Genomic DNA, 13,559 nt, shown 5'->3' on the forward strand with positions numbered 1-13,559 from the left:
TATAAGGCAGCCTTTCTACTATATTATACGGTAAGTGCAATAATGATCGGTAATGTAATGAGTGACATGATCGCACTGATCACAAATGCCGATGCTGTTTCTGCTTCCTGTTTCTCAAATCGAGTGGCGATCATGGCCGCAACAGCTGAACCTGGGAAGGCAACAAGCAATACAGCTTTTGTAATTTCATCCGCCGAAAGACCCATAAGAATGGCGATAAAATACATAAGTAACGGTTGTACAGCTACTTTGAGCAATGCGATACTGAAAGCTGGTAAGCTCAGTTTAATTTTGCGGATACCGACTGTGACACCGACTGCAAAGAGCGCAACCCCTGATGTCACACTTCCAATTTCCTCTAGCATTTCATGTCCGATTTCAGGAAGTTTAAATCCTAAAAGAACAAGAATGATACTTGCTAACGGTGCAAGCGCAAGCGGCTCAGATAAACCGTGCAAAATCGCTTTCGTCGTCATTTTTAGGAAACTTTCGCCGTCTTTGGCTTTTCCTTTTGTTTTTTCACCGACAGTTGACACAATAATAGCAATTGGATCAAGCAATGCATTTACAACTATTCCGGTAATAGCAATCGGAATTGCAACTTCTTGAGCCCCAAATAAACTGCCCAAGACCGGAATCCCCATAAATGCAAAGGTCGGTTGTGCTGAGTTTAATGAGAAAACAGATGAATCTGTTAAATCATATTTAAAAGCAAATTTCGTAACTAAAAGGATAATGATATAAAAGCCTACGATTCCGAGAATCAATGCAACGAAAAATGGAATTTGACTATAGAATTTATCTTTTGGTGTTGACAGAATGCTGGCGATAAAGTGCGCTGGTAAAGCATACTTTGTAACAAGTGTACTTACACCTTTTGCAGATTTAGCGTCATAGCTGCCGAAGTTCCCTGCGAACCAACCCAGCGCGATAACGAAAAAAATCGGTGCTAGGAGGATCAAAATATTTAAAAAGTCCATCTTACTATTCCTCCTTGAATCCTTTACATGTTTCTTATTTTATAGCGGCATTGCTTACATTACCCGAAACAATGCCGCGTTACACATTTTATTATGCTCTTACAATTTTTTTATATTCAGGAATCCACATAGCATCTTTCACAGCTTGTTCGATGTTGTCAGGTGTTCTTCTTGCGACACCATCTTTAATTGCTGCTTTTGCTACTTCAACAGCTACCTTGATTGATACTTCTTGCAATTTATCAATGCTTGGAAGCAGTCCAGCGCCTGGTTTTTCATGATCAACCATTTCAGCGATCGCATTTGCAGAAGCAACGAACATGCCTTTTGTGATAATTTTTGATTCCGTTACGATTGAACCAAGACCAAGTCCAGGGAAAACGAACGCATTGTTTGATTGTCCGATTTCATGTTCAATTCCGTTATACTCGACATTTTCGAATGGGCTTCCAGTTGCAACAAGCGCACGACCGTCTGTCCATTTGAATAGATCTTCCGGTACTGCTTCAGCAAGTGGAGTTGGGTTAGACATCGGCATGATCACTGGACGCTCTGTATGAGCTGCGATTTCTTTAATAATTTCTTCAGTGAATGCGCCGCCTTGACCTGATGTACCAATAAGAATAGTTGGCTTCACCTTGCGAACAGCTTCAGCAAATGAGATTTGTCCTTTTTCATCACGAGCCCAACCTTCTACTTCATCAGAAGAACGAAGGTATGGTTTTTGGAAATCAAGCACTTCATCTTCAAACTGATCTGTTAGCAATCCTCTGTAGTCTAACGTCCAGAATGCATTGTTTGCTTCTTCTTCACTTAGACCTTCAAGAACCATTGTGTCACGCATTTGATCGGCGATTCCGATTCCAGCTGATCCAGCTCCGAAAATCATCACACGGTGATCTTTCAATTGAGTACCAGTTTTCTTGACAGCTGCAAGAACACCCGCTAAAGTAATGGCACCAGTACCTTGGATATCATCATTAAATGTTAAGATGTTGTCGTTGTATTTTTTCATGATGTTACGCGCATTTTTGTTTCCAAGGTCTTCCCAGTGAAGCAATGCTTTCGGGAAGAATTTAAGTGCTGCTTTGACATACGCATCAATGAACTCTTCGTATTTTTCACCTTGTACACGTTTGTGATGGTTCCCAATGTACAATGGATCATTTAATAATTTTTCATTGTTAGTTCCAACATCTAATACAACTGGAATCACGCGACTTGGATCAATTCCTGCTGCAGCCGTGTAAACAGCTAGTTTACCAATTGCGATGTTGATACCACCAACACCCCAGTCACCAATTCCAAGAATACTCTCAGAGTCAGTTGCTACGATGAGGTCGATGTCGCCTGCTGTTGCATGTAAGTTTTCAAATGCTTTCTCAATGCCGTCAATGTTGTCGATTGAAAGGTAGACACCATGAGGTCTTCTGTATTCATGGCTGTATTCTTGAATCGCTTCACCAACAGTTGGTGTGTAAACAACAGGAAGCATTTCACGAAGCTTGTCCGTTAGAAGCTTATAGAATAATACTTCGTTACGGTTTTGCAAATCACTTAAGTATACGTTTTGACGAAGACGATCTGGCTGAGCTAGAAATTGCTTGTATGCTCTCTCTGCTTGCTGTTCTAAAGTCAGAACAGTTGGAGGAAGTAATCCTTCTAGTCCAAGCTCTTGTCTTTCTTCTTCAGAGAAAGCAACGCCTTTGTTCAACGTTGGAATCGATAATACATCTTTACCTGTCAAAGTGGTTTCGAGGTACCCTTCTTTTGTTTTCTTCACGTTGTTCATCAAAAACTACCCTCTTTCTAAAATATAAATAAAGTGAACTATTAATACAAAGAACGATCAAGGAGGAAAATCCTTAATCAAAAAAATTATGACAAGAAATCGAACTTTTCGTTTAAATGCTTTACACTACAGTTAGTCATTTTATGCCTGCTTATACCAAAACGCAAGCGTTGAAAATTAGATAATTTTTTCGTAGCGTTATTTAATTTATTTAAGTACAAATGATGGGTGTTCAGCCAAAAACTCGAAAAACGAAACACAGCGGCATTTGCTATTTTTTTAATTGTCAAGTGTTGTACCAACATCCAGTTTTGGTACTTCATGGTGATGTCTGCATCGTGCTTCGTATGATTCCTGCGCACCTACTAAAATAATGGGATCATCATAAGATGCGGGTTTACCGTCGATCAAGCGTTGTGTTCTACTCGCTGGGGAGCCGCATACCGAACAAACTGCTTGAAGTTTTGTTACAAGCTCTGCACATGCCATTAAATGCGGAACAACACCAAATGGCTCTCCTCTGAAGTCTTGATCAAGGCCTGCAACAATGACTCGGTAGCCTTTATCAGCCAATTGAGTGACAATATCAATGATTGTCTCATCAAAAAATTGCACCTCATCAATGCCAATGACATCGGTTCGTTCTGATATGTGCGTTATTATGTCTTTTGGTGAGGTTACTGCAATCCCATCGACGGATGAACCGTTATGTGACACAACTGAGCTTGTGCTATACCGGTTATCAATCGCTGGTTTGAATATTTTTACTTCTTGTTTGGCAAAGGTGGCTCTTTTGGCTCTCCGAATCAATTCTTCCGACTTTCCAGAAAACATACTTCCGCAGATGACTTCAAGCCAACCGCTTTGTTTCATCACATACATAAGGTCTTCTCCCCCGTTTTAAAGTTCCATCAATCCACGTAAAAAAACAGGCAAGAACGGATTCCTGCCTGTTTATTGTATCTATTATTACTTAAGACCGTATTTTTTGTTAAAGCGGTCAACACGTCCATCAGCAGAAGCGAATTTTTGACGGCCTGTATAGAAAGGATGGCACTCAGAGCAAATCTCGATGCGTACCTCTTCTTTTACTGATCCAGTTTCAAACTCATTTCCACAAGCGCATTTGACTGTAGCTTTTTTGTAGTTAGGATGAATTCCTGTTTTCATCTACTGTCATCTCCTTCCGCCCTGAATCCAATTCGGAAACAGAGTTAATATCTCAGAATAAATTCTGAAACGCACATGATAAAATTATAACAGTGTGAGTCTATGATTGCAAATGTATTTTTTCAGGAAGCTATCTTCTTGATGCAGACATATTTGCTTGTTTCCACTCTTGCGTTAAAATATCGAAAAATTCTTGGTTTGTCTTTGTTTTTCTCATTTTGCGCATGAATTTCTCAGCGAAATCAGGTGTATCTGACATTGATTTTCTCATCGCCCATAGACGATCAAGATGTTCTTTAGGCACAAGCAGTTCTTCTTTTCTTGTACCGGAACGACGAATGTCGATGGCTGGGAAAATTCTTCTTTCTGCAAGAGAACGATCTAAATGGAGCTCCATGTTTCCTGTTCCTTTAAACTCTTCATAAATCACATCATCCATACGCGATCCCGTATCAACAAGTGCAGTAGCTAAAATGGTCAAGCTCCCACCTTCTTCGATGTTACGCGCAGCACCAAAGAAGCGTTTTGGACGGTGGAAAGCCGCTGGATCAATACCGCCGGAAAGCGTTCGGCCGCTTGGCGGGATGACAAGGTTGTATGCACGAGCAAGCCTTGTGATGCTGTCCATTAAGATGATGACATCTTTTTTATGTTCAACTAGACGCATCGCACGCTCTAATACAAGCTCTGCTACTTTAATGTGGTTTTCCGGTACTTCGTCAAAGGTTGAGCTAACGACATCCCCTGCAACAGAACGTTCGATATCTGTTACTTCCTCTGGACGTTCGTCAATAAGAAGAACAATCAGTTCTGCCTCTGGATGATTTTCAGAGATGCTGTTGGCAATTTCTTTGAGCAAAATGGTTTTCCCAGCCTTAGGCGGTGCAACAATTAAACCACGTTGCCCAAACCCAACTGGCGCCATCATATCCATAATTCTAGTAGACAGGTGATTAGGCTGTGTTTCAAGAATCATTTGACGATCAGGGAATAGCGGCGTGAGTGCAGGAAAGTGAACACGTTCCTTAGCTGATTCTGGGTCGTCCCCATTTACCGCTTCGACATGAAGGAGGCCATAGTAGCGTTCATTCTCTTTTGGAGGTCGTACCTTTCCAGACACCTTATCACCATTTCTTAAATCAAAGCGTCTGATTTGTGAAGCTGAAATATAAATGTCTTCAGAACTTGGGGAGTAGTTAATTGGTCTTAAGAAACCAAATCCCTCTGACTGAATAATTTCTAGAACCCCTTCCATAAATAAGAGATCCTCTTGCTCAGCATTCGCCTTTAAGATGGCAAAAATTAATTCTTTTTTTGTTAGTTTGCTGTAATAAGAGATTTTGTACTTTTTTGCTAACTCATACAGCTCTTTTAATTTCATATTTTCCAAAGATGAAATCGAAACATCTTTCAATATGGACACCACACTTTTCTAGTCAATGTATTTCATTACAAATGCATGACCATTGTATTTGATTAGCTTTTAATTCCGTTTTTGTTGGAATGACCTCGCTCTCATGGTAACGCTCCCACTCGTTTTATCGTAAAGATAGGAACAATGTGAAATTGAGCTTTGTCAACATAGAGAAGGATAATGAGTATATCGTCATGATGCGGCAGTATTTAAACTTGTTGAAGCTTAAAAGAAGTAAATTCGCAGAAAATTTCGCAGCACTCTTTAGTTTTACCTCATTTGCAGGGAATATTCAACTTTAAAAAGAAAATGATATATATTTGACACCTATATGAAAAGCGGGTAAAGAATACCCGCTTTCAGATTACGGACGAATGACAAGATTCGGTTTTTTCTTTAAACTGTGTCTGCCATCGACGAATCGAACAGTACCTGATTTCGCACGCATGACAACACTATGTGTTGTTCCAACAGAGCCTTTAAATTGAACACCTTTTAATAACTCGCCATCAGTTACACCTGTCGCTGCAAAAATGGCGTCATCGCCTTTCACGAGGTCTTCCATTCTGAGGACTTTTCCAACATCCAGTCCCATTTTCTCACAGCGTCTCAGCTCTTCTTCACTTTGTGGAAGAAGCTTACCGTGGATTTCTCCACCAAGTGCTTTTAACGCAACAGCAGAAAGGACACCTTCAGGCGCTCCACCTGAACCAAATAGAATATCAACACCTGTGTGATCAAATGCTGTATTAATGGCTCCTGCAACGTCACCATCATCGATCAGCTTGATTCTTGCTCCAGCTTCTCTCAGCTCAGCAATGATCTTTTCATGTCGCTCTCTGTTTAAAATTGTCGCAACAACATCTTCAATATCTTTGTTTTTCGCTTTTGCAACAGCACGAAGATTGTCAATGACAGGCGCTTCAATGTCGATGCAGCCTACCGCTTCTGGACCTACTGCGATCTTATCCATGTACATATCAGGTGCATTCAGCAAGTTGCCATGATCTGCAACAGCGATAACAGCTAAAGCATTCCAGCCGCCGCTTGCCACAATATTTGTTCCTTCCAATGGATCAACAGCGACATCCACGCGAGGTCCATATCCGTTTCCAAGCTTTTCCCCAATATAAAGCATTGGTGCTTCGTCCATTTCTCCCTCGCCGATGACCACAGTTCCCTTCATCGGAATCGTATCAAATACATCACGCATGGCACTTGTTGCAGCATCATCCGCTTCGTCTTTTAAACCTCTACCCATCCAACGAGCAGATTTTAATGCAGCTGCTTCTGTCACCCGTACTAGTTCCATCGATAAACTTCTTTCCATTTTTGTCCAAATCTCCTCTCACAGTCAAAGCCTTATGAATTTTGAAGTTCTTCTATTTCTTGGTCATTCAGCTTTTCACGCCAGATGGTTGCACCCAAGCCTTCAAGCTTCTCCTCAAGCATACTATATCCTCTGTCTATATGTTCAAGCCCTGTGATTTCGGTCACACCGTCTGCCATTAACCCTGCAACAACGAGACAAGCACCTGCTCGCAGATCACTTGCTTTGACCTTTGCACCTTGAAGCTGCGTTTGACCTGTAATAATGGCAGATCTTCCTTCCACCTTCATATTAGCACCCATTCGACGCAATTCGTCAATATGTTTAAAACGGGCAGAGTAAATGGTATCTGTCACGACACTCGTGCCTTTCGCCTTTGTTAACAAAGCCGTCATCGGCTGTTGAAGATCGGTCGGAAAGCCCGGATACACAAGGGTTTTGATATCGACAGGCTTGAGTCCTTCATTTCTGCCAACGATCAGCATTTGATCGTTGCTTGTTTCAATTGTGAATCCCATCTCTCTAAGTTTCGCCGTAATTGATTCTAAATGAGTTGGGATCACATTATCAAGCACAACTTCATCCCCCATCGCTGCACCTGCAATTAAAAATGTACCTGCTTCTATGCGGTCAGGGATGATGGAATGCCTGCAACCATGGAGAGATTCCACACCTTCGATCCGAATCACATCCGTCCCCGCACCTTTGATTTTAGCTCCCATGCTTGCAAGCAGTGTCGCTACATCAATAATTTCGGGTTCTTTTGCGGCATTTTCAATCACTGTTTTCCCTTCAGCCAGCACGGCTGCCAGCATGATGTTGATGGTCGCACCTACACTGACAACATCAAGATAAATACGGGCTCCGACTAATTTTTCAGCGCGCAAATAAATCGCACCCTGTTCGTTTGTCACCTCGGCTCCAAGTGCTTCAAAGCCTTTGATATGCTGATCGATCGGTCTAGGTCCTAAGTGACATCCCCCTGGCAATCCAATGACAGCCTGCTTGAATCTACCGAGCATAGCACCCATTAAATAATAGGATGCCCGTAGTTTCTTCACTTTCCCATTAGGAAGCGGCATACTGATCATGGAAGCAGGATTGACAACCATCTCACCTTTTTCAAACGTGACCTTTCCGCCAATCTCTTCTAACAGATCTCGTAATGTGTCAATATCTGAAATATGCGGAAGGCCTTCAATGGTTACTGGAGAATCAGCGAGAATCGTGGCAGGAATCAGTGCCACAGCACTATTTTTCGCACCACTAATATGTACGGTCCCGCGCAAGGGGTCACCGCCGGCAATGTTTAACTTTTCCATATTTGTCTCCCTTCTTAAAGAAGATCACTGTTGGAGTTATACTGTTTGTGGATGTCGCGCTTTAAAAGGTCTTGTCCAAAATTTAGCCAATATCAAGAGAAAGAATACAGGTTAAACAAAATTTGTCGGAAGAAAAATAATCGAAGCTTTGCGAGGCTGTGATGTTCTCTTCTTTGCACAAAACATTTCTTAGCGTATTTAAGGAAAACTGCGGCAAACGGATGCGTATCCGTCTGCCACAATCACTTATTTATTCCAGTCTGCTAAAAATTGCTCAATGCCTGCATCCGTTAATGGGTGTTTTGTCAGCTGCTTGATGACTTTCAGCGGCATTGTGCCGATATGAGCACCTCTAAGCGCAGCTTCTGTCACATGCTGCGGGTGACGAATGGATGCAGCAATGATTTGTGTATCTAATCCATGAACATCAAAAATGGTTTTCACTTCACTAATGAGATCAAGACCATTTTGGCCAATGTCATCTAAGCGGCCGAGGAATGGAGAGACATACGTCGCACCAGCTCTAGCTGCAAGAAGTGCCTGGTTTGCACTAAAAATCAACGTGACGTTTGTTTTAATTCCAAGGTCAGTTAACGCTTTGACCGCTTTAAGACCGTCTGTTGTCATTGGAATTTTCACTGTGATATTTGGTGCAATAGCAGCCAGCTCTTTTCCTTCTTCGATCATTTCTTCTGCTTTGAGAGAAATGACTTCCGCACTAACTGAACCTGATACCACGTCAGTGATTTCACGAAGGCGGTCGTGGAACGATACGTCCTTTTCTTTCGCTACTAAACTAGGGTTTGTTGTCACGCCTGCTAAAATGCCAAGCTCGTGTGCCTCTTTGATGTCTGCGATATTCGCTGTGTCTACGAAAAATAACATAACTGTGCCACTCTCCTATCAATAAATTGTCTGAAATGTAAATTTGATTGCGCTTTCTCAAGATATGGAGAAAACCGCCTGTGACTCAGGCGGCTTTCGGTTCTCATCAAATTATGCTTGGTTAGAAGAACCAAATTCACGCATTTTGCCGATAACAGTCGCTTTAATTGCGTCACGAGCTGGTCCAAGATATTTACGTGGATCATACTCTTCTGTTTTTGCAGCAAGTGTTTCGCGCACTGCTTTCGCAGAAGCAATTTGGTTTTCAGTGTTTACATTGATTTTTGCTGTACCAAGTGAAATCGCACGCTTGATGTCAGCAGTTGGGATACCTGTTCCGCCGTGAAGAACAAGTGGAAGTCCAGTTGTTTTACCAATTTCTTCCATTTCAGCGAAACCAAGGTTTGGTTCACCTTTGTATGGACCATGAACTGAACCTAGTGCAGGCGCAAGGCAGTCAATACCAGTACGTTCTACAAGCTCTTGGCACTCTTTTGGATCAGCATAAATAACGCCCTCAGCGATGACGTCGTCTTCTTGTCCACCAACAGTTCCAAGCTCAGCTTCTACAGATACACCGTGGAAATGTGCAAGCTCAACCACTTTTGCAGTTGTCGCTACGTTCTCATCAAATGGATGGTGAGAAGCATCAATCATCACAGAAGTAAATCCTGCATGAATAGCTTTTGCACAAGATTCAAAACTTGAACCGTGATCTAAATGAATCGCAACAGGAACTGTTACATTATATTCTTCGATTAACGCTTTTACCATTGCGACAACTGTTTTGAAGCCGCCCATGTAGCGTCCTGCTCCTTCAGATACTCCTAAGATAACTGGAGATTTCTCTTCTTCAGCAGCTTGTAAAATCGCTTGCGTGAATTCTAAGTTATTTAAGTTAAACTGTCCAACAGCGTAACCTTTTTCCTTTGCGTCTTTCAACATTTCTGTCATTGAAACTAAAGGCATGATGAAAAATCCTCCCTATGTAGCTAATTTGCTTACTAAAAAAAGCTCTCCACCCTAGCATGACCAGAATTTCTCGCCATATGTAAACTTTCAAAGTCAGATCGCTTTCTTCTTCTTATCTAGAATACCAATTATTCGACAAATCGGCAACAGAATGACTTGATTCAATCATTTCCATCTAGCCATTTGTTTCGAGCGGCAAGTATTCTTTGACTGCATCACGGATTTCATCAATATCAAATGGTTTAGCAAAATGCGTTAATGCACCGAGCTCTTTAGACTCTTGAATCATATCTAGTTCGCCATAAGCTGTCATAATGATCACGCGGATGTCTTCATCAATTAATTTCATGCGTTTTAAAATCTCAATGCCATCCATTCCGGGAATCTTCATATCAAGCAGGACGAGGTTTGGTCTATGGTTTTTCACAATATCTAATGCCTGTAGTCCATTAGCGGCTTGAAAGGTTTGATAGCCTTCTTTATGAAACACTTCATTCAGCAATATTCTAATACCGTACTGATCATCGACAATTAAAATTTTCTCATTCATCTGTTACACCCCATTGCTTTCATTTTTCGCCATAAAAAGAGCTGTTGTTAAATAATTCTGTTTGATTTTCACATTTCCTTTAATTATAATAGTTTACTTTACGACATTTTCTGAGCATTTTTCCTAATATTCTCTTTATATTCTATTATAAAATGATCTGACAGAAGGAGGAAATGAGTCTTGTTAAAAATTTTCACTACCCAATTATCAGGTATTTTTTCACGTATTGGAGATAAGCAGGCCGAAGCGATCGAAGACGGTGCACGCCTTCTTGCTCAGGCCGTTGTCAGTGGACATGCCGTGTATTTTCATGGCAAGAATGAACTGGCGGCTGTAGCCTTAGAAGCATCTGAGAGCAAGGAGCCGTTTCCGGGTGCGAAGGTTCTGCCGCTGGATCAAAAGGAGCGTAGCTTACTTCATCCAAGTGACAGGGTGCTTTTATTTTATTCAGATCCAGAAGATCAAGAGATTCAATCCCTTGTCAAAGAGCTTCACGAACAAGGTACACCTATTGTCGGGGTCGGTCCTGCACAAAAGGAGACATCATTCATTGAAGAGCATTGTGATGTCCACATTGATTTTCAGCTCAAAAAACCACTTGTGCCTGCTGAAGATGGAACAAGGTTCGGCTATCCTGCACTGATGACCTGCTTATATGTCTACCATGCTCTATCGTTTACTGTGAAAGAAATCGTTGAGGAATATGAATAAAAAAACTGCCGAGAAGATGATATTCTCGGCAGTTTTTTGTTTTATTTTGATTCAGATGCCTGTAGTGAAGCACCAACGAAATCTCTAAATAACGGCTGTGGTCTTGTCGGTCTTGAAATGAATTCTGGGTGGAACTGAGAAGCAAGGAACCATGGGTGATCCTTCAGTTCAATGATTTCAACAAGGCGTCCGTCTGGGCTTGTACCAGAGAAGACAAAACCTGCTGCTTCCATTTGCTGTCTGAATTCGTTATTAAACTCATAGCGATGACGGTGGCGTTCGTACACGACTTCGTCATTGTATGCAGCAAATGCTTTTGAGTCTTCGTTTAATTTACAAGGGTATAGGCCGAGGCGAAGTGTTCCACCTAAGTCATCAACATCCTTCTGTTCTGGAAGAAGGTCGATGATTGGGAATGCTGTTTCTGGATCAATTTCAGCGGAATGCGCTCCCTCTAAACCTAGTACGTTTCTCGCATATTCGATAGATGCGACTTGCATACCTAAGCAAATTCCGAAGAATGGCACTTTGTTTTCGCGCGCATATTGTGTTGCAATGATTTTCCCTTCTACTCCGCGGTCTCCGAAGCCTCCAGGAACAATAATGCCGTCTACATCTTGAGCGAAATCAGCCATATTTTCTGCTGTGACTTCTTCTGCGTTGATCCATTTGATTTGAACATCCGCATCAAATGCATAGCCCGCATGACGAAGTGATTCAACGACAGAAATGTATGCATCTTGCAGCTCAACATATTTCCCTACAAGACCAATTGTGACTTGTTTTGAAAGGTTTTGCACTTTATCAACAAGCGCCGTCCACTCCGTCATGTCCGCATCTTGACAGTCAAGCTTCATGTGCTCACATACAAGCTTGTCTAATCCTTGTTTTTGTAAATCAAGCGGAATCGAATAAAGGGTATCCGCATCCTGACATTCGATGACTGCTTTCGTATCAATATCACAGAATAGCGCAATTTTGTCCTTCATGTCTTGTGCCAATGGCATTTCAGTTCTGACCACAATGACGTTTGGCTGAATACCTAGACTACGAAGTTCTTTTACACTATGCTGTGTTGGTTTTGTTTTCAGTTCGCCTGCAGCACGGATGTAAGGAACAAGGGTACAATGAATGTACATCACGTTTTCACGGCCGATGTCACTCTTCATTTGACGAATCGCTTCTAGGAATGGAAGGGATTCGATATCTCCAACTGTTCCACCGATTTCTGTAATGACCACATCTGCACCCGTTTCTTTCCCTGCACGGTACACACGGTCTTTGATTTCATTTGTAATATGGGGAATGACCTGTACGGTTCCACCTAAATAGTCGCCGCGGCGCTCTTTTTTCAGGACTGTAGAATAGATTTTACCAGTTGTGACGTTGCTGTATTTATTCAAGTTAATGTCAATGAAGCGCTCGTAGTGACCTAAGTCAAGATCTGTTTCAGCACCGTCGTCTGTGACAAATACCTCACCGTGCTGGTATGGACTCATTGTCCCTGGGTCTACGTTGATATATGGATCAAACTTTTGAATGGTGACATCCATCCCTCTATTTTTCAGAAGGCGGCCTAACGATGCAGCCGTGATCCCTTTTCCAAGTGAGGAAACAACTCCTCCTGTTACAAAAATATACTTTGTCATTTCGTATGCTCCTCTCTTTTTTACCCTTGCATGACTAGACATGCACAGCTTCATCCTTTTAGAGTGTATCCCTAAATCTCTTGAAAAATAAGAAAGCTCCCTTTCAAATAAATGAAAGGGAGCGTAAATGAACGTATCTTTACGTACTCTTTTTTAGAGAGCCCAAAATACATACTACATAGTTCGCTCTGGAAAGTCAAGACGGTTTTGTCCTGTTTTCAGGACCGGTTTGTGAGGGTTATTTGTCTTCCTCATCATCGTCTAAATCGTCTTCATCAATTTCCGTTAAGCCGTCATCATCTTCATCATCATCTTCGTCGAACTCTTCTATCTCTTCATCGATTTCTTCATCATCTAGGTCAAGGTCCTCGTCGTCTTCAACAAGATCAAGATCTTCTTCAAGCTCGTCGATTTCTTCTTCCTCTTCAATATCATCGAAGTCTTCTTCAACGACAGCAGCTTTTGTTTTTTTCTTTTTCGCTTTTGTTTTCACAGCTGGCTGAACTTCTTCTTCGATTTGATCAACTGGATACCAGCTGCGAAGTCCCCATCTCTGATCACCTAACGAAATAAAGCGGCCATCTATATTTAAGTCTGTATAAAATTGAGCAAGTCGATCATCAAGTTCAGATTTTTGTATCCCTTGCAAACGGACCATTTCATCTATTAACTCGGAAAACGTAATCGGCGTTTTGCTGTCTCTGAAAATTTCATAAGCAAGTTCAACTAAAGACATTTGTTTGAGCTGTTCCTGTGAGTATTCTTTCAAACTCAAGGTCAGACA

At 41.7% G+C, this 13,559-nt stretch carries 13 protein-coding genes; 1 reads left to right on the forward strand and 12 read right to left on the reverse strand.

Annotated elements, in window-relative coordinates:
• Window positions 1-23 precede the first annotated feature (23 nt).
• From M2369_RS06325 to M2369_RS06370, 10 genes are all read right to left on the reverse strand, one after another.
• The gene (locus M2369_RS06325) at window positions 24-980 is read right to left on the reverse strand and encodes an AEC family transporter (RefSeq protein ID WP_007497662.1); all 957 of its coding nucleotides are present in this window, start codon (window positions 978-980) and stop codon (window positions 24-26) included.
• A gap of 91 nt (window positions 981-1,071) precedes the next feature.
• Window positions 1,072-2,772 carry an oxaloacetate-decarboxylating malate dehydrogenase gene (gene malS, locus M2369_RS06330; protein WP_024718762.1) on the reverse strand — a complete coding sequence of 567 codons (1,701 nt, stop codon included), beginning with the start codon at window positions 2,770-2,772 and terminating at the stop codon, window positions 1,072-1,074.
• 279 nt (window positions 2,773-3,051) lie between these two features.
• A complete protein-coding gene (locus M2369_RS06335; RefSeq protein ID WP_007497666.1) occupies window positions 3,052-3,654 on the reverse strand; it encodes a thymidine kinase in 603 nt (200 codons plus the stop codon).
• 87 nt (window positions 3,655-3,741) lie between these two features.
• The gene (gene rpmE / locus M2369_RS06340) at window positions 3,742-3,942 is read right to left on the reverse strand and encodes a 50S ribosomal protein L31 (RefSeq protein ID WP_003215407.1); all 201 of its coding nucleotides are present in this window, start codon (window positions 3,940-3,942) and stop codon (window positions 3,742-3,744) included.
• A gap of 130 nt (window positions 3,943-4,072) precedes the next feature.
• The gene (gene rho / locus M2369_RS06345) at window positions 4,073-5,356 is read right to left on the reverse strand and encodes a transcription termination factor Rho (RefSeq protein WP_007497667.1); all 1,284 of its coding nucleotides are present in this window, start codon (window positions 5,354-5,356) and stop codon (window positions 4,073-4,075) included.
• 364 nt (window positions 5,357-5,720) lie between these two features.
• Window positions 5,721-6,686, reverse strand: a complete 966-nt coding sequence (glpX, locus tag M2369_RS06350) for a class II fructose-bisphosphatase (RefSeq protein ID WP_007497670.1) — start codon at window positions 6,684-6,686, stop codon at window positions 5,721-5,723.
• A gap of 32 nt (window positions 6,687-6,718) precedes the next feature.
• Entirely contained in the window at window positions 6,719-8,008 is a 1,290-nt protein-coding gene (locus M2369_RS06355; RefSeq protein WP_007497673.1) for a UDP-N-acetylglucosamine 1-carboxyvinyltransferase, read from the reverse strand.
• Window positions 8,009-8,254: 246 nt separating this feature from the next.
• On the reverse strand, window positions 8,255-8,893 hold the full coding sequence (gene fsa, locus M2369_RS06360) for a fructose-6-phosphate aldolase (RefSeq protein ID WP_003215343.1): 639 nt from the start codon (window positions 8,891-8,893) through the stop codon (window positions 8,255-8,257).
• 111 nt (window positions 8,894-9,004) lie between these two features.
• Window positions 9,005-9,862, reverse strand: a complete 858-nt coding sequence (locus M2369_RS06365; RefSeq protein WP_007497678.1) for a class II fructose-bisphosphate aldolase — start codon at window positions 9,860-9,862, stop codon at window positions 9,005-9,007.
• 178 nt (window positions 9,863-10,040) lie between these two features.
• The gene (locus tag M2369_RS06370; protein ID WP_003214681.1) at window positions 10,041-10,415 is read right to left on the reverse strand and encodes a response regulator; all 375 of its coding nucleotides are present in this window, start codon (window positions 10,413-10,415) and stop codon (window positions 10,041-10,043) included.
• 180 nt (window positions 10,416-10,595) lie between these two features.
• Here M2369_RS06370 and M2369_RS06375 point away from each other — a divergent pair, with 180 nt between their 5' ends.
• Window positions 10,596-11,126 carry a DUF2529 domain-containing protein gene (locus M2369_RS06375; protein WP_008343445.1) on the forward strand — a complete coding sequence of 177 codons (531 nt, stop codon included), beginning with the start codon at window positions 10,596-10,598 and terminating at the stop codon, window positions 11,124-11,126.
• A 41-nt stretch (window positions 11,127-11,167) separates the two neighbouring features.
• Here the strand turns inward: M2369_RS06375 and pyrG are convergent, their stop codons facing one another.
• Both pyrG and rpoE read right to left on the reverse strand, forming a co-directional pair.
• Entirely contained in the window at window positions 11,168-12,775 is a 1,608-nt protein-coding gene (gene pyrG, locus M2369_RS06380; protein ID WP_017360053.1) for a glutamine hydrolyzing CTP synthase, read from the reverse strand.
• A 238-nt stretch (window positions 12,776-13,013) separates the two neighbouring features.
• Complete coding sequence (gene rpoE / locus M2369_RS06385) at window positions 13,014-13,550, reverse strand: DNA-directed RNA polymerase subunit delta (protein WP_041507902.1); 537 nt, start codon at window positions 13,548-13,550, stop codon at window positions 13,014-13,016.
• Between the last annotated feature and the right edge of the window lie 9 nt (window positions 13,551-13,559).

The organism is Bacillus sp. JUb11, assembly GCF_024807925.1.
Lineage (GTDB): Bacteria > Bacillota > Bacilli > Bacillales > Bacillaceae > Bacillus > Bacillus altitudinis.